The sequence below is a fragment of the Rathayibacter sp. AY1B7 genome, assembly GCF_002932735.1.
In the GTDB taxonomy this organism is placed as follows: domain Bacteria; phylum Actinomycetota; class Actinomycetes; order Actinomycetales; family Microbacteriaceae; genus Rathayibacter.
This window is the reverse complement of the sequence record NZ_PSWK01000007.1, coordinates 72,124-87,710: the sequence shown is the minus strand read 5'-3', so window position 1 is coordinate 87,710 and position 15,587 is coordinate 72,124. Positions and strand designations below refer to the sequence as shown.

The following is a 15,587-nucleotide window of genomic DNA, read 5'->3' as shown; positions in this document are numbered from 1 at the left end:
CGCCCTCGGGATCCGCCTACTGGTAGGTGACGAGGTCGGGGAGGGGGCGCACCTCGGCCATGGTCTCGGCGGGGGTGAGCATGGGCGCGTCCTCGTCGTAGAAGTTCTTCCAGCCCCAGCCGATGCCCTCGGGGGCGCCCTCGTGCAGCGCGTCCCAGGTCGCCTGCTTGTCGGGCTGCGAGCCCTGGCCGTCGACGTGGATGAGGAACTCCAGCTCGGGCCGGTCGCGGCGGATGCTGTCGCGGTCCTGCAGCATCGACAGCCGGAACTGGTGCAGCACGAACATCTTCGGCGGCAGCCCCTCGCTCTGCACCAGGTCGGCCAGCCACTCCGACACGCTGTCGACCTCGGCGGCCGAGACGCGCCCGATCTGCTGCAGCGGCTTCTGGCCGGGCAGCAGGCGCCACTCCGGGTCGAGCGCGAGGCCGACGTTGGGCAGCGACAGGAGGTCCGCGTACTGCTTCGCCTGGGTGAGGAAGTCGGTCAGCCCCGACTGCAGGTCGAGCACCACGTACATCCCCGCCGCCTGCGCCGCGTCGATGTAGGGGCGGATGTCGGCGGCGTCGAGCTCGTTGGAGTAGTCGCCGTCCTTGCCGGGGTCGCCCGCCGCGACCGTGGTGATGATCTCGAGGCTCGGCACGACCTTCTTGTCGGTGAGCGCCCGGTACGGCTCGGCCACCGCCTCCGCCCGCGCGATCGTGGGCTCGAGGCCCTGCTCCCCCAGCACGCCGAGGACGGGAGCGCCCGGAGTGCCGTAGATCGCGACGAAGAGGTGCCCGCCGAACATCCGCTGGCCGCCGCCCGGCAGCTGCCAGCCGCTCGCGGCCGCGCGCACGGCCCACTCGGGCTCGGGCTGGGCGGCGAGCACGGGGCCGAGCAGCAGCGTGCAGGAGGCGTCGGCCTCGGCGATCGCGGTCACGGCTCCGCCCGAGGCGAGCAGCTCGTCGCCGTCGACCACGGTGACGGGCACGCCGGCCGCGCGGGCGGTCGCCAGTGCGGCGACGTCGGCGTCCTGCGCGCGGGCGAGAGCGTGCAGGCCGGTCAGGGCGTCGGCCCGGGCCGGGAGAGCGCCGAAGGGAGCGTCGGAGGCGGTGGACGGCGCCGCGGCGGCGAAGTCGGCGAGCGCCAGGTCGGTCACGGTCACGCCGGACGCGGTGCTGAGGGCGGCCGCGTCGGAGGCGGAGGCGACGACGTCGACGCCCTCGGGCGCGGTGACGTCGCCGATCGCGAGCACGCGGGTCACGCCGAGGCGGGCGAACTCGGCGGCGAGGGCGTCGGAGGTCGGAGCGGTGGAGGACGGTGCGACGGACGGGGTCGCGGAGTCGGACGGCGTCGCCGAGTCCGACGGCGTCGCGGAGTCGGACGGCGTCTCGGAAGCCGTGGATCCCGCGGCCGAGGCGTCCGCGGTCGGGGCGGCCGTCGCTCCGGATCCCGCCGAGCCGACCAGCAGCGGCACGCCCCAGGCGATGCTCACCTGGGCGGCGCGCAGGCGGGACTCCGCGACGTCCTCGACCAGGACGACCAGCGGAGCCGCGGCGAACAGGGCCGCACTCGCGGCGAGCGCGTCCGGGGCGAGCGCCACCGGCCCGCTCGGAGCCGCGGTGCGGGTGCGGGGCGCCTCCTGCTGGGCGTCGTCCGGAGCGGAGGAGTCGGGCGTGCAGGCGCTGAGCAGCGGGAGCACCGCGAGACCGCCGATCACGACGCTGCGGCGCGAGAGCCCGGAGCGGGAGGGGACGGAACGGGGTGTCGAGGGCATGGCAGGCCTCTCCTCTCGGAGCCCGATCGGGGCTCTCTGGTGCGTCGCTGGTCCTCTCGACTATCGCAGGCCCGGCGGCGGCGAGCGCCGAGGGAGCCGTCCCGGGCGCGCCTCCGACGCCGTCCGGACATGCAGAAGGGGAGCGGCGCCGCAGCTCCGCTCCCCTTCAAGAGGCGGGATCAGACCGTGCGGGGGGCCTTCGCGAGGTTGGCCTCGAGCTCCTCGCGGTTCTGCCGCACCACGTAGGCGGGGCGGTCGCGCTCGACGCGCCACGACTCGCTCAGCGGCGTGATCGCGACGGTGTCGAAGCCGATCCGGTCGTAGAGGTCGGTCACGAAGTGGACCGCCTCGGGGTAGTCGCTCGACGTCGCGAGGGCACGGCGGTCGGGCGTGCCGACCGGGGTGCCGTCGGTGGTGATGTCGGCGGCCATGATGTGGTTGAACGCCTTGACGACCTTCGACTCCGGGAGGTGCTGCTGGAGCATCTCGCTGGTCGTGGTCTCGCCCTTGTCGAGCGCCTCGATGCGGCCGTCGCGCTCGAAGTAGTAGTTGTTCGTGTCGAGGACGATCTTGCCGGCGAGCGGGGCGACCGGCACCTCCTCGAGGTTCTTCAGCGGCACCGTCACCACGGCGATCTCGGCGGCCTCGGCCGCCTCCTGTGCCGTGGCGGCGCGGGCCTTCGGGCCGAGCTCCGCGATGAGGTCGGCGAGGGTCTCGGGGCCGCGCGAGTTCGCGATGACCACCTCGTCCCCGAGGGCGATGACCGCCCGTGCGACCTGGCTGCCGATGTTGCCTGCTCCGATGATTCCGTACGTCGTCATGCTGAGGAGAACGCGGAGGGTGCCCCGGCATTCCGCTCTGCGGCGTTCTCCCACGCCGCACCCAGGTGGGCCCGTGCCTCCAGTAGCCTCGGTCCTCGGGCGCCGCCGCCCGAGAAGGAGTCCGTGATGCCGCAGTACGACCTCCCGCTCGACCTCCTCGAGCAGTACGCCCCCGAGATCGCCGAGCCCGCCGGGTTCGCCGAGTTCTGGCGCGACACGATCGCCGAGGCGAGGGCCGTCGCGACCGAGCCGCGCCTCGAGCGGGTCGACGCCGGCTTCGGACTGCTCGACACCTTCGACGTCACCTACTCCGGCTTCGGCGGCCACCCGATCCGCGCGTGGCTCATCCTCCCCCGCGGCGTCGAGGGCCCCCTCCCCGGGCTCGTGACCTTCATCGGCTACGGAGGCGGCCGCGGGCAGCTCGCGGAGTGGACCGCGATGTCGGCCGCCGGCTACGCGCACCTGATCATGGACACCCGCGGCCAGGGGTCCGGGCACCGCTCCGGAGCGACGCCCGACCCGGTGGGCAGCGGGCCGCACGTCTCCGGCTTCATGACGCAGGGCATCGAGTCGCCCGCGGAGCACTTCTACCGCCGCGTCTTCACCGACGCCGTCCGAGCGCTCGACGTGCTGCGCGCGCACCCCGCGGTCGACGCCTCCCGCGTGGCCGTCTCGGGCGGCAGCCAGGGAGGCGGGATCGCCCTGGCCGTCACGGGGATCCTGGGCCTGCTCGGCGAGTCGGAGTCGGCCCGCGCGGCGATCGTCGACGTGCCGTTCCTCTCCCACATCCCGCACGCCGTGCGGCTGGTCGACACGATGCCGTACGGCGAGATCGTGCAGTACCTGCACACCCACCGCGGCGCCGAGGCGCGCGTGTTCGACACCCTCTCGTACTTCGACGGCACCTCCTTCGCCCCCTACGCGCAGTCCCCCGCCCTGTTCTCGGTGGCGCTCCGCGACGACATCTGCCCGCCGTCCACCGTCTACGCCTCCTACAACCGCTACGCCGGACCCCGCGAGATCCGCGTCTACCCCTTCAACGGCCACGAGGGCGGCGAGGCGTTCCAGATCGGCGAGCACGTGCGCTTCCTGGGGCGCGAGCTGGCGTAGGAGGAGGAGCCGCTCGGTCTGCGGACGGGGGCGGTGCGCCCCGGCGCATCACCCGTTCCGACTCTCGATCATCGCGCTGCCGATGCGGTGAGGTCGGCCAGCTCGTCGAGGACGTCGCCGACCACCCAGACCCGCCGGGCGCCTCGACGGGCGTCGCTTTGTGACGCCGTGCGTCGCGCTCGGTACCCGTTCGCGGCTCCGCTGGGCACTATCGACTCCATGACCCGCCAGATCCGCTTCAACGCCTTCGACATGAACTGCGTCGCCCATCAGTCCTCGGGCATGTGGCGCCACCCCCAGGACCAGTCCTGGCGCTACAAGGACCTCTCGTACTGGACCGACCTGGCGAAGCTGCTCGAGCGCGGCACGTTCGACGGCATCTTCATCGCCGACGTGCTCGGCACCTACGACGTCTACGGCGGCTCGAACGAGGCGGCGATCCGCCACGGCGCGCAGGTCCCCGTCAACGACCCGATCCTCCTCGTCTCGGCGATGGCCGCCGCGACCGAGCACCTCGGCTTCGGCATCACCGCGGGCACCGCCTACGAGCACCCCTATCCGTTCGCGCGGCGCATGTCGACGCTCGACCATCTGACGAAGGGCCGCGTGGGCTGGAACGTCGTCACCGGCTACCTCCCCAGCGCCGCCCGCAACATGGGCCACGAGGACCAGCTCGAGCACGACGACCGCTACGACGTCGCCGACGAGTACCTCGAGGTGCTCTACAAGCTGTGGGAGGGGTCGTGGGAGGACGACGCGGTCGTCCGTGACCGCGAGTCCGGCGTGTTCACCGACCCGGCGAAGGTGCACGAGATCGGGCACCGCGGCAAGAACTTCACCGTCCCCGGCATCCACCTCTCGGAGCCGTCGGTGCAGCGGACCCCCGTCATCTACCAGGCGGGAGCGTCGCCGCGCGGCATCCGCTTCGCGGCGGGCAACGCGGAGGCGATCTTCGTCGCGTCCTCGACGAAGGCCGGCCTGAAGGCGACCGTCTCGCGCATCCGCGACGCCCTCGAGGCGGCCGGCCGCGACCGCTACTCCGCAAAGATCTACACGCTGCTGACGATCATCACCGCCGAGACCAGCGAGGCCGCGCACGAGAAGCACCGCGACTACCTCTCCTACGGGAGCGAGGAGGGGGCGCTGGTCTTCATGTCGGGCTGGATGGGCATCGACCTGTCGCAGTACGACCTCGACGAGCCGATCGGCAACGTGAAGAGCAACGCGATCCAGTCGGCCGTCGCCAACTTCCAGGAGGCGAACGAGGACGGCTCGGAGTGGAAGGTCCGCGACATCGCCAAGCTCAGCGTGATCGGCGGGCTCGGCCCGTTCGTCGTCGGCTCGCCCGCGGAGGTCGCCGACCACCTCCAGGAGTGGGTCGAGGAGACCGACGTGGACGGGTTCAACCTCGCCTACGCGATCACGCCCGGCACCTTCGAGGACGTGGTGGAGTTCATCGTGCCGGAGCTGCGCAGCCGCGGCGCGTACCCGGAGGAGTACGTCGAGGGCAGCCTCCGCCAGAAGCTGCACGGCCGCGGCGACCGGCTGCCGGAGGAGCACCTCGGCGCCGGCTTCCGCTACGCGCCGGCGGCGGTCTGACGTCAGGGGGCGCCGGGCGGCCGGTGGGGGCGGGGGTCTCCATAGGCCGCTCCGCGGCCGCGCCGGACGCCCGAGCACCCCGCCGCGATGCGCGACGGGGTGCTCGGGACGTGCAGAGGGGCTCAGCCCTCGAAGGTGGCGTCGAGCGTGATGTCGACTCCGGTGAGCGCCTTGCTGACGGGACAGGTCTCCTTGGCCTCGTCGGCGGCCTTGAGGAAGGCGGCCTCGTCGATGCCGGAGACCTCGCCGCTCACGATGAGCTTGATGCCGGTGAGCTTGAATCCGCCGGCCGAGTCCGGGCCGAGCGAGACGTCGGCGCGGACGTCGAGCGCCTCGACGGTGCCGCCGGCCTGGCCGAGGACGGCCGAGAACTGCATCGCGTAGCAGGCGGAGTGGGCGGCCGCGAGGAGCTCCTCGGGGCTGGTCGAGCCGTTGGCGTCGTCGGCGGCGCGCTTGGGGAACGAGACGTCGTAGGTGCCGATCTTCGAGCTCGAGAGCTCGACCTGGCCCTCGCCGGTCTCGAGCGAGCCGTTCCAGGCGGTGCGTGCGGTACGAGTGGGCATGAGTCCTCCTTGGGGGGCGGGGAGAACCGTAGAACGATCGTTCTCCCCTGATGCGCCGAGCCTAGGTGGAACGCGCGGCGTCCTGCAACTACCGGCCTCGGACCCTCGGCGAGATGCCAGTCCGGTGCGACTCCGTCGGCGTGTCGCGCACGGGAGCGGCCTCGCGGAGGAGAGGACGGGGCCTCGGTTCAGTGCACGAGCTTCAGGCCGACGACGCAGCCGACGATCCCGAGGACCAGCAGCGTACGCACGAGCGAGAAGCCCTCGCCGCCGAAGAACATGCCGTAGAGCACGGTCAGCGAAGCGCCGATCCCGACCCAGACCGCGTACGCGGTGCCGGTGGGCAGCTCGCGCATCGCGTAGGCGAGGCCGGCCATGCTCGCGACGACGCCGACTCCGAAGACGACCGACGGGCCGAGCCGCGTGAAGCCCTCCGACTTGCCGAGGGCGGTGGCCCACACGGCCTCGAGGACACCGGAGAGGATGAGGACGATCCAGGACATGACAGCTCCTACGAGTCAGTCTTGTCGCGTTCCGGGTACTGCTCCCTCGTCCGGTCGCCGTCATCGGCTCCGGACAGTCTGCCCGTGCGCGCTGGGCAGGCCCTGGGCAGCGCGCGGCGGGGGCGGAGCCGCCGCGACCGCGACTCCGCCCGCCGCCGTCAGCGCGGCTGAGCCGGGTTCGTCGGCACTCCGTGCGAGGGCGGATTGATCGGCGGACCGGACGTCGCCGGCGAGACCGGCGATCCGGACGACGAGCGGGACACCTCGGGCAGCGACTCCGGCACGCTGCCTGCCGGCTCCGCTCCCCCGCGCAGCTGCTCGAGACGCGAGTGCAGGATCGTCGTCACCGGCAGGCGGTGCCCGTGCGCCTCCTCGTAGGCGAGCAGCGCGCCGAGGCCGGCCTCGTCGAGCGGGCGGATGCGCTCCGCGAGCGTGCCGAGCGGGATGTCGTTCCAGTCGGGGAGCGGCAGCTCCTCGCGGGAGGGTGTGTCGGTCATTCGTGCTCCTTCCGTTCCCTCCATCCCACGCCTCGGACGGCCGTCCGCCCAGGGGCTTGACCGGTCGCGGGGCGAACGGGGCTCGGCCGAGGGAGGACGGTCGGATGGTGCAGCCGGCCCATCCCCCGCCGGATCAGGCGGTGCGGCGGGACGAGCGGCGGGTCGCCAGGTGCACGAGGACTCCGACCACCAGGAGGATCCCGGCGTAGAGCCAGACGATCGGGTCCTGCTGGCTGAGGAGCAGCACGCACGAGGCGATGCCGAGCACGGGGATCACCGTCCACACGCGGAAGTGGTCGTGCTCGACCCTGTCGCGCCGCAGCACGAGCACCGAGACGTTCGTGCTGATGAACACCAGCAGGAGGAGCAGCACCACGGTCTCGGCGAGGGTCGCCAGATCGCCTACCAGGGTCAGGAGGCACGCCGCCAGCGTGGTCACCGCGATGGCCACCCACGGCGTCCGGCGCTTCGGCAGCACGTGGCCGAGCACGTCCGGGAGGAGGCCGTCCTTCGCCATGCCGTAGGTGACGCGGCTCGCCATGATCATGGTCAGCAGCGCTCCGTTGGCGACCGCGACGAGCGCGATCAGGCTGAACAGCCATGCCGGCACCCCGGCTCCGCTCGCCGTCACGACGTCGAGCAGCGGGGCGGAGGATCCGGACAGCTCGTCGGCGGGCAGCGCGATCGAGCTCGCGAGGCCGACCAGGACGTACACCGCACCGGCCGTCAGCAGCGAGCCGAACAGCGCGCGCGGGTAGACGCGGCTGGGGTCGCGGATCTCCTCGGCGATGTTGGCCGAGGTCTCGAAGCCGACGAAGGAGTAGTACGCGATGATCGCCGCGCCGAGCACCGCCAGCGCCGGCGCCTGCTCGGAGCTGAGCTCGACCGTGCGGGCGAGGTCGCCGCCTCCGCCCGCCACCAGCAGCGCGACGCATCCGATCACGATCAGCAGGCCGCCGACCTCGATCACGGTCATCACCGTGTTGCTGAGCAGCGACTCCGCGACGCCCCGCGCGTTGAGGCACGCGACGAGGATCAGGAAGACGATGGCCGTCGGCACGGTCGGCACGTCGAGGAAGGTGCCGAGGTAGTCGCCGGCGAACGCGAGCGACAGACCGGCCGCGCTGGTCACTCCGGCCGCGAGCATGGCGAAGCCGACCAGGAACGAGACGATCGGGCGCTGGAAGGCCCGCTGCGCGAACACCGCCGCGCCTCCCGCCTTCGGGTACTTGGTCACCAGCTCGGCGTAGGAGCCGGCGGTCAGCAGCGCGAGGCCGAGCGCGAGCAGGAGGGGCATCCAGACGGCGCCGCCGACCTCCGCCGAGAGCGTGCCCATGAGGGCGTAGATGCCCGCGCCGAGGACGTCGCCGAGGATGAAGAAGTAGAGCAGCGGGCCGGTGACGCGGCGGCGCAGGGAGGTGCCGCCGGCCTCTCCGGTCGCGGGGGCGTCGCTCGTGGTGGCCATGTCGTCCTCTCGTCGCGCGCTCGGGAGCGAGCACGACGGGCCACGCTAGGGAGGAGGGGGCCGGGAGGTCGAGAAGGTTGACCGGGCGGGGTCGAGGGCGCTACACGCGCGGGACGGGGCGTCTGCGGAGCGGGCGCCTGCGGGCCGGGCGCGACTTGCGGGCCCGGCGCCTTCCGCGGGCCGGGCGCGTTCCCCGATCGGGCACGGCATGCCGCGCCCCGCGCCGGCCGTCAGCCGAGGACGACGTGCTCCCCGCCGCGCTGCTCGGCGATCTCCTCGCCGACCTCCTCCGCCTCCTGGCGCGACTCGTGGTGGCTCAGCGGGACGCGGGCGTGGGCGATGCGGTTGTGCCAGCCCTGCTCGTCGGAGTAGGTCTCGATGGGGAGGACGGTCGTGGTGCTCATGGTGCTCCTTCGTGGTGGTCCCTCCATGGCACCTCGCGCCCCCCGCCGCTCGGGAGAGGGTTGACGCGAGCCCGTGTCTCGAGCAGGACGGAGGCGTCTCGGCAGCACACCAGCGAGCGGCGGCGCCGCGACGAGTCAGGGCGAGACCATGCCGCCGTTCACGTTGAGGGTCTCGCCGGCGACGAAGCTCGACTCGGCGGACGCGAGGAACACGTAGGCCGGGGCCTGCTCGGCGGGCTGGGCGGCACGGCCCATCGGCGACTCGCTGGAGCCGAAGTCGGGCAGGCTCTCGGGGTCGACGCCGCCGCTCACCTGCAAGGCGGTCCACGTCGGGCCGGGCGCCACGACGTTCACGCGGATGCCCTTCGCGGCGAGCTGCTGCGCAAGGCCCTTCGAGAGGTTGTTGATCGCGCCCTTCGTCATCGCGTAGTCGAGGCGGTCGGGGGCGGGCTTGTGCGCCTCCGCCGACGCCGTGTTGATGATCGTGGCGCCCGCGGGCAGGTGCGGGAGGGCCGCGCGGATGATCCGGAACGGAGCGAAGACGTTGACCGCGAAGGTCGCCTCGAACTGCTCGTCGGTGATGTCGAGCAGGTCCTCCTTCCAGATCTGCTTCCCGGCCACGTTGACCACCGCGTCGAGCCCGCCGAGGCCCTCGACCGCCTCCGCCACGAGCCGCGTGCAGTACTCGGCACTCGTGAGATCGCCGGGGATCGGCACGGCGGTGCGCCCCTCCGCGCGGATCAGCCCGATCACGTGCTGCGCGTCCTCCTCCTCGCTCGGGAGGTAGGCGAGGGCGACGTCGGCCCCCTCGCGGGCGAAGGCGATGGCCACGGCGGCGCCGATCCCGGAGTCGGCTCCCGTGATGAGCGCGCGGCGACCCGCGAGCCGACCGGTGCCGCGGTAGCTCTCCTCGCCGAGGTCCGGCACCGGGGTCATCCGCGACTGCAGCCCGGGCTCGGGCTGCTGCTGGACCGGCGGAGTCACATCCGGGTACCGGGTGGCGGGGTTCGTGAACGTGTACTGGTCGGGCATGGCTCCTCCGTCCGCGGCACCCGGATCGGGCCGCTCCCCTCCATCCCAGGCGAGCCGCGCCTCCGGGGCCACCCCGTGCACGGGCGGGCGGCGCTGTGGTAGCCGGCGCCGCGCCTGCTCGGAGGACCGGCACGGCGGCCCGGACGTGCCGGTGCCCCCCTCCGCGGCTGAACACCGGACGACAGTGGGCTCCCCCACGCGCCGACGCCGCGCGGGCGTGCGAGGCTTGATGGTCGTCCCCCTCCCGCCCGCCCCCGACCTCAGGACACCGTGAACCCTCAGGACACCGCGAAAGCCCCCGCCTTCCCCTGGATCGGCCTGCTCACGCTCGCCGGCGCCGTCTTCGTCTCCGTGACGAGCGAGTTCCTCCCGACCGGGCTCATCCCCGACATGTCGCGCGACCTCGGGGTGAGCATCTCGCTCACCGGCCAGCTCGTCACGATCTTCGCCGCGACCGTCGTCGTCGCGACGACTCCGCTGACCCTGGTGACCCAGCGCTTCTCGCGCAAGAGCCTCCTCCTCGTGGCGCTGTGCACCATCGCGGTCGCCAACGTCCTCGCCGCGCTCGCCCCCACCTTCGGGCTGCTCATCGGCGCGCGCATCCTCGGCGGGCTCGCCCACGGCCTCTTCTGGGCGATCGTCGCCGCCTACTCCGCGCACCTCGTCGCTCCGGAGCAGCTCGGCCGCGCGACCGCGATCACGGCGGGCGGCGGATCCGCGGCCTTCGTCCTCGGCGTCCCCCTGGGCACGGCGCTCGGGCACGCGTTCGGCTGGCGGCCCACCTTCGCGATCCTCGGCGGCGTCGTGCTCGTGCTCGCGCTGATCGTGGTGAAGTTCCTGCCCGCGGTCGACCACCACATCCCGCTGCGGACCGGCGAGATCCGCCTGCCGGCGCGGAAGGACCGGACGCTCCCCCGCATCATCGGCGTCTGCGTCGTCATCCTGCTGGTGCTGATCGGCCAGAACACCCTCTCGACCTACATCACGCCCTGGCTCGAGAACGCCTCCTTCGCCCCCGACACGGTGCCGCTCGTGCTCTTCGCGTTCGGCGGCGCAGGGGCGGTCGGACTCGTCCTGGCCGGCTTCGCGACCGACCGGTTCCCCCGCTCGGGCTTCGTGGTCGCCGCGATCGCGGTCGTGCTGGCGCTCGCGGGCCTGGCCGTCGCCGCGGGCACCGGCGCCGCCACGGCCGTGGTCGTCGCCGCCGTGGTCTGGAACATCGCGTTCGGCGGCATCCCGGCGATGCTGCAGACCCGGATGCTGCGCACCTCCTCCTTCCAGCTGCGGAGCCTCGCCGCGGCGCTCCAGACGACGGCGTTCAACATCGGCATCGGCGGCGGCGCGGTCGTCGGCGGACTGGCGATCGACGCGAGCGGGCTCGACGTGCTGCCGTGGGTCGCGATCGTCATCGTCGCGGTGGGGCTCGTCGTCAGCCTGATCGTCGACGCCCGGGCGACGGCGGCGGTGCGGGCGGAGGCGGTTCCTACTCGCTGATCCTGTTCATGACGGAGGTAGAACGTGCTCCGGCGCGCGCCGATCCGCGTGTTCACGCTCGAGCTGGAACGTTCTTCCTCCGTTGTGAAGACGGCGGCCTCCGGCTTCGTGGACACGGCGGCGTTCCTCCGGCGCGAACACCGGGATGTCGTCCGCACGGCCGACGCTGCGCCGCGGGGAGCAGGGGATACGGTCGAGGGATGAGAGACGGAACCCGATGAGCCCGAGCACCCTCGAGCCGCCGCTGGCCCTCCCCTACTACGGGGCTCCGCCGATGGCGGCGCTCCGCCGCTTCTTCGGCAACTACCTCCGCTTCCGCGGGAGGGCGAGCCGGGCCGAGTACTGGTGGATCATCCTCCTCGGCAGCGTCCTCACAGGGCTGCTGCAACTGGCCGACGGCGGTCCGTGGCGCCTCGACTTCACGCTGACCCCGTACCCGAGCGGCGCGCCGTTCCAGACCTTCTGGGTGTCGCTCGCCGCGGGCGCGATCGCCCTGGCGACGTTCCTCCCGTCGCTCTCGCTGATCTGGCGGCGGCTGCACGACGTGAACCGCAGCGGGCTGTGGATCCTCGCGATCCTCGTGCCAATCGCCGGCTACGTGTTCCTGCTGATCCTGTTCGTGCTGCCGCCGCGGCCGGAGGGCGCGCGGTTCGACTGAGGGGCGGACGCGTCGGCGGTGGAGTGCCGGACCCGGTCGACGAGTCGGCAGTGCGGCTCGCCTGCCGCCCGCAGGACGACGCCCGTTCTCGCATCAACCGCAGGAACCGTGATGCGCCCGAGCCCCAGGGTCGTGTAACCGGCTTCCTTCTCACCGGTGACCCTGGACGTGCCGATCGCGAGACAGATCACTGACCAAGCGAGAGCGGCGAAGAACAGCACCAGCTGCACGAAAAGGGGCAGACGCGATCCCGGAGGAAGGACCGCGAACCCGACGAAGAGCCAGATACAGGCGATCGCCTGGGCGAGAGTTCCCCACCCGGTGCTGAGAACACGTGTAAGCGCAGACCAACCGGGCAGCACTTCCACCCTCTCCGGCACCAGCGCAGGTACCCTCTCCGCCCCCGACATCATGCGCCCTCCGTCGGCGGCGCCAGGTCGACAGCGCCAGCGGCGCGCGCATCAGCCCGCTGCACCGCCCGATAGACCGTCGACCGCGCGACCTTGAAATCCGCCGCGAACTCGGCAACGGTGCAGTTCCCGGCACGATGCTCTGCGACCAGATGCGCCTCGATCTTCGGCGACAGCTTCGGCTGACGGCCACGCAGACGCCCCTTGGCCTTCGCGACCTTCATCCCCTCACGAGTGCGGGCACGAATCAGATCCCCCTCGAACTCCGCGACCATCGCGAGCACGTTGAACAGCAGCCGGCCGATCGGATCCTCCGGATCGTGGACCGATCCCCCGATGCTGAGCTTCACCCCGCGGCGGGTCAGCTCATCAACGATGTCGCGAGGGTCTGTGATGGACCGCGCGAGCCGGTCGAGCTTCGTCACGAGCAGAGTCGATCCGGCGTTGCACGCAGCCAGCGCCTCTCGTAGCGCGGGACGCTCGCGGTTCCGGCCGGTCAGACCCAAGTCGGCGTAGATCCGATCGGATGGGACGCCGGCCGCCCGGAGCGCGTCCCGCTAAGCGGTCGCATCCTGCTTGTCGGTTGAGACGCGGGCGTATCCCACGAGCGACCGTGCGCTCAGAGTGTCAGTTGACGCCCCACCATCGGGCATCTCATCGGGCGGGTCTATTGCGACAAACAGCGCCGCGAGATTCCGGTCTCATGCGCGGCCATCCTGGGCGGCCGGATGACGACCCCTCATCGGACGCCGGACGCATCGACGCACTAGCCCTCCGAGGCTCGCGCCGCACTACCGTCGAATGCGCCCGCCCAAGGCACCCCTAATCCAGTAAGGGGGTGTCCTGCCCGCAGCACGGTGAGGGTGGCAGCCCGTTCGAGCCGGGCCGGGTCAGAGGAGCCTCGCGCTGCGGGCGCGAGGCTCCCGCTCGACGCGGAGAGCGATTCCCCATCGGTACGCATGTCCAAATCCTCGCGCATCGAACAGGGGCCGGAGAGGTTCCTCGACGCCGGAGCGGCTGTCCTCATCTACTCCGGAGGTGTCCGTTAGGGGGACTTGGGTTCAGCCGGTCGTTGCAATACCACCGTGAGTCGGAGTGTTGGCGATGGGATCGAAGTTGAAGCAGCGTGCCCGGGGTGGCGCGGTTCTGGGAGCTGCCGAGGGAAGGGTCGAGTCGGTCGGCGGCCCGTGATGCTGTCGGCGTGCCGGTGAAGAGCCGCTCAACGGAGCAATCAGCTGCTTTCCGTCCGTCGCCTCGCAGGGGGTGTCTGCTCGGATCTTATGCTTGATTCGTCACATTGTTTAGTGGTTCAGTATCGCGTCGACGTTTTCGGTCGTTCCGTATCCCACCATTCGATGAGGTTGGCGTGCAAGATTAGCGCGAAGGCTTCGACTGCAAGGTCGCCTCCGGTGGTCAGGGAATCGATTGCGGCAGGGTCCCACTGGTCGAGATTCACTACCTCGTCAGTGGAGGTGGGTGTAGCTCGAATGGTTGTGTCAACGCTCCATCCGTTTGAGCTGTGGGTTGCGGTAGCCGCGATGACGTCGTACGGGGTGGAGTAGTGGCGGCGCATCCACCCCACGACGTCGGCGAGGTCGCGGGTGTCGGTCAATCGTTCTCGATCGGGGTGTAGACGGGGCATCCGGTCCCGTAGGGCGGTTGGATGATGGGTGCGGCGGTGGTGCTGCTGGTAGATCGGGTGTTTATGGTGCTGTCGATTTTGTAGGCGTTGACGATGCCGATGGGGTTAGCGAGGGGATCGGAGCCGTTGTAGGCGTTATATCCGAAGAGAACGAAGTAGACGGGTGTGCAGTTCGCGTCGTAGAGCGTCTTAGAGCCTGAGCTCCCGGGTGCGTAGAGGCCGTAGCTGAGTGTCTGCTGGATATCGAAGTTGGTGTCCGCGTCAAAGTGGCCGCGAGCGACGATGTGATTCAGTCCGAACCGGGAATTTCCGCAACGCAGCGGCAAGTCCCCCTGGTCGTTGCTGTAGCTGCCGAGCGAGTGGTCGTACGTCTGTCCGTCGCAGGAATGAGTGTTCAGTCCTGGTACGTCAGCCTGAGCGGCAGGTGCGACAACCGTACCCAGGACGAGCGCAACGAACACCGTGGCGATTTTGCCAGCGGACCGATTTCGTGAGGTGTGCATGACTATTACGACCTTCATCCAAGTCCCCGCGCTCACCCCCTTGTGAGCGGTCGTCGTGCACGTCTAGGTCTACTCCGCATAGCTCGGCAATACAACCCTGGGTGTTGCCGACACCCGGGCTTGGCAGCGGGACACGCATGCCCTTCGAAGATCATCAGTGGGACAGTGTTCGTGGCAGCGAGCTGCAAGTTGGCGTCTGCGGGAGGGCCGTTCCCCGCACCAGCCCGGCGCGCGGGATGCGCCGCGCGCGGGCGCGGGCGGCAGCGTTCCGCAGGACAGCCGCTCGCGGCCATCACTGCTACTGCAGCGACCAGCGCCAGTTCCGAGCGCAGTAGGAACATCCCGCGCTGATGTCCTCCGGCCCGAACGTCGGAGTAATGATCGACGGTGCGAGCTTCACCGCCACAGGCTTCGCGGGACGATACCGCTGCCCGCAGACGTCTAGGCGCCCGGCCAACCATCCCCATGCGGGACGGTTGGATTACCGGGGTTGATCCGCCCCTCCGAGCCGCGGAAGCACGCCCTCTACGCGCGTGTCCCGTCAAGCAGTCTTATGTGCTCCTCCTCGCTGGCCCTCCGCCAGCCGTAGGGCGCGACAACCAGGTACGTCACGCCGCCCTCCTCAACTCGGAGTCGTCCGCCGGAAAGCCCACCGGTCCCCACCTCTTCATCGATCCACACGAGCAGCTGCGAAGTCCAGTCCGCAGCATCTCGCGGGGTGGCATAGATCCAGGGCTGATCATTTCCCGACGACGGCAACGCGATCCTGATCCGAGCCGTGTGACCGCCGACCTGCACAAGCCGAAAGTCGAGCAGACCAGCGACCAGCCGCACGTCATCGATCCGGTAGTCGTACTCCGAAACCGGATGACGCCGCCGCATCCCGACAGCCTCGAGCGCTGCGGCAAGCTCGGCGTCCAGCAACATGCGCTGATCCTCCCAGACGCCCGGCCAGCGATCCCAAACGGAACACCAGAGGCGGAGCGGATAAGGCGCCGCGCGCGACTACTTGCTGGCGCGCTCGCTACGCTCACGGGATGGTCGGCCTTCCGCGGTGGCACCGGCGAGCTGACGCTCGCCGTTCGCGCCGCGCCCGGTTCCGGGTCTTACTCGCTGAGGCCTGCGGTGAG

14 protein-coding genes, 1 pseudogene and 1 riboswitch are annotated in these 15,587 nt (G+C 71.1%); of the genes and pseudogenes, 4 read left to right on the top strand and 11 right to left on the bottom strand.

The window, feature by feature from the left end:
• Nucleotides 1-16 precede the first annotated feature (16 nt).
• The gene (locus tag C5C95_RS05910; RefSeq protein ID WP_104324019.1) at nt 17-1,756 is read right to left on the bottom strand and encodes a hypothetical protein; all 1,740 of its coding nucleotides are present in this window, start codon (nt 1,754-1,756) and stop codon (nt 17-19) included.
• A gap of 179 nt (nt 1,757-1,935) precedes the next feature.
• Entirely contained in the window at nt 1,936-2,577 is a 642-nt protein-coding gene (locus C5C95_RS05905; RefSeq protein WP_104324018.1) for an NADPH-dependent F420 reductase, read from the bottom strand.
• Between the two features lie 126 nt (nt 2,578-2,703).
• Here C5C95_RS05905 and C5C95_RS05900 point away from each other — a divergent pair, with 126 nt between their 5' ends.
• A complete protein-coding gene (locus C5C95_RS05900) occupies nt 2,704-3,687 on the top strand; it encodes an acetylxylan esterase (protein ID WP_104324017.1) in 984 nt (327 codons plus the stop codon).
• 219 nt (nt 3,688-3,906) lie between these two features.
• Entirely contained in the window at nt 3,907-5,286 is a 1,380-nt protein-coding gene (locus C5C95_RS05895; RefSeq protein ID WP_104222379.1) for an LLM class flavin-dependent oxidoreductase, read from the top strand.
• Between the two features lie 122 nt (nt 5,287-5,408).
• On the opposite strand, the gene C5C95_RS05890 is transcribed toward C5C95_RS05895, so the two are convergent.
• The 6 genes from C5C95_RS05890 to C5C95_RS05865 form a co-directional block, all read right to left on the bottom strand.
• Nucleotides 5,409-5,849 carry an OsmC family peroxiredoxin gene (locus tag C5C95_RS05890; protein ID WP_104222378.1) on the bottom strand — a complete coding sequence of 147 codons (441 nt, stop codon included), beginning with the start codon at nt 5,847-5,849 and terminating at the stop codon, nt 5,409-5,411.
• A gap of 188 nt (nt 5,850-6,037) precedes the next feature.
• Nucleotides 6,038-6,352 (bottom strand): multidrug efflux SMR transporter, encoded by a 315-nt coding sequence (locus tag C5C95_RS05885; RefSeq protein WP_104222377.1) that lies wholly within the window; start codon nt 6,350-6,352, stop codon nt 6,038-6,040.
• A 9-nt stretch (nt 6,353-6,361) separates the two neighbouring features.
• Nucleotides 6,362-6,425, bottom strand: a riboswitch (guanidine-III (ykkC-III) riboswitch).
• Between the two features lie 85 nt (nt 6,426-6,510).
• Nucleotides 6,511-6,849 (bottom strand): hypothetical protein, encoded by a 339-nt coding sequence (locus C5C95_RS05880; protein ID WP_104257715.1) that lies wholly within the window; start codon nt 6,847-6,849, stop codon nt 6,511-6,513.
• A gap of 133 nt (nt 6,850-6,982) precedes the next feature.
• The gene (locus C5C95_RS05875) at nt 6,983-8,314 is read right to left on the bottom strand and encodes an APC family permease (protein WP_104324016.1); all 1,332 of its coding nucleotides are present in this window, start codon (nt 8,312-8,314) and stop codon (nt 6,983-6,985) included.
• A gap of 230 nt (nt 8,315-8,544) precedes the next feature.
• Complete coding sequence (locus tag C5C95_RS05870; protein ID WP_159940661.1) at nt 8,545-8,718, bottom strand: DUF2188 domain-containing protein; 174 nt, start codon at nt 8,716-8,718, stop codon at nt 8,545-8,547.
• Nucleotides 8,719-8,853: 135 nt separating this feature from the next.
• Nucleotides 8,854-9,750 (bottom strand): SDR family oxidoreductase, encoded by an 897-nt coding sequence (locus tag C5C95_RS05865; RefSeq protein ID WP_104263331.1) that lies wholly within the window; start codon nt 9,748-9,750, stop codon nt 8,854-8,856.
• 270 nt (nt 9,751-10,020) lie between these two features.
• Between C5C95_RS05865 and C5C95_RS05860 the strand changes: the two genes are divergently transcribed.
• Nucleotides 10,021-11,244 (top strand): MFS transporter, encoded by a 1,224-nt coding sequence (locus tag C5C95_RS05860; RefSeq protein WP_104223333.1) that lies wholly within the window; start codon nt 10,021-10,023, stop codon nt 11,242-11,244.
• A gap of 217 nt (nt 11,245-11,461) precedes the next feature.
• Complete coding sequence (locus tag C5C95_RS05855; protein WP_181065714.1) at nt 11,462-11,902, top strand: DUF805 domain-containing protein; 441 nt, start codon at nt 11,462-11,464, stop codon at nt 11,900-11,902.
• A 409-nt stretch (nt 11,903-12,311) separates the two neighbouring features.
• Here C5C95_RS05855 and C5C95_RS05845 read toward each other — a convergent pair.
• From C5C95_RS05845 to C5C95_RS05835, 3 genes and pseudogenes are all read right to left on the bottom strand, one after another.
• Nucleotides 12,312-12,965: pseudogene (locus C5C95_RS05845) on the bottom strand (recombinase family protein).
• A 955-nt stretch (nt 12,966-13,920) separates the two neighbouring features.
• Entirely contained in the window at nt 13,921-14,457 is a 537-nt protein-coding gene (locus C5C95_RS05840) for a hypothetical protein (protein WP_146087059.1), read from the bottom strand.
• 525 nt (nt 14,458-14,982) lie between these two features.
• Nucleotides 14,983-15,384 (bottom strand): hypothetical protein, encoded by a 402-nt coding sequence (locus tag C5C95_RS05835; protein WP_104223337.1) that lies wholly within the window; start codon nt 15,382-15,384, stop codon nt 14,983-14,985.
• Nucleotides 15,385-15,587: the final 203 nt, after the last annotated feature.

What these genes read in the sequence shown, in the direction of transcription:
- C5C95_RS05910 (WP_104324019.1), bottom strand. Translation starts at nt 1,756, where the DNA reads ATGCCCTCGACACCCCGTTCCGTCCCCTCCCGCTCCGGGCTCTCGCGC.
- C5C95_RS05855 (WP_181065714.1), top strand. Translation starts at nt 11,462, where the DNA reads ATGAGCCCGAGCACCCTCGAGCCGCCGCTGGCCCTCCCCTACTACGGG.
- C5C95_RS05900 (WP_104324017.1), top strand. Translation starts at nt 2,704, where the DNA reads ATGCCGCAGTACGACCTCCCGCTCGACCTCCTCGAGCAGTACGCCCCC.
- C5C95_RS05895 (WP_104222379.1), top strand. Translation starts at nt 3,907, where the DNA reads ATGACCCGCCAGATCCGCTTCAACGCCTTCGACATGAACTGCGTCGCC.
- C5C95_RS05890 (WP_104222378.1), bottom strand. Translation starts at nt 5,849, where the DNA reads ATGCCCACTCGTACCGCACGCACCGCCTGGAACGGCTCGCTCGAGACC.
- C5C95_RS05905 (WP_104324018.1), bottom strand. Translation starts at nt 2,577, where the DNA reads ATGACGACGTACGGAATCATCGGAGCAGGCAACATCGGCAGCCAGGTC.
- C5C95_RS05840 (WP_146087059.1), bottom strand. Translation starts at nt 14,457, where the DNA reads ATGCACACCTCACGAAATCGGTCCGCTGGCAAAATCGCCACGGTGTTC.
- C5C95_RS05880 (WP_104257715.1), bottom strand. Translation starts at nt 6,849, where the DNA reads ATGACCGACACACCCTCCCGCGAGGAGCTGCCGCTCCCCGACTGGAAC.
- C5C95_RS05870 (WP_159940661.1), bottom strand. Translation starts at nt 8,718, where the DNA reads ATGAGCACCACGACCGTCCTCCCCATCGAGACCTACTCCGACGAGCAG.
- C5C95_RS05885 (WP_104222377.1), bottom strand. Translation starts at nt 6,352, where the DNA reads ATGTCCTGGATCGTCCTCATCCTCTCCGGTGTCCTCGAGGCCGTGTGG.
- C5C95_RS05835 (WP_104223337.1), bottom strand. Translation starts at nt 15,384, where the DNA reads ATGTTGCTGGACGCCGAGCTTGCCGCAGCGCTCGAGGCTGTCGGGATG.
- C5C95_RS05875 (WP_104324016.1), bottom strand. Translation starts at nt 8,314, where the DNA reads ATGGCCACCACGAGCGACGCCCCCGCGACCGGAGAGGCCGGCGGCACC.
- C5C95_RS05865 (WP_104263331.1), bottom strand. Translation starts at nt 9,750, where the DNA reads ATGCCCGACCAGTACACGTTCACGAACCCCGCCACCCGGTACCCGGAT.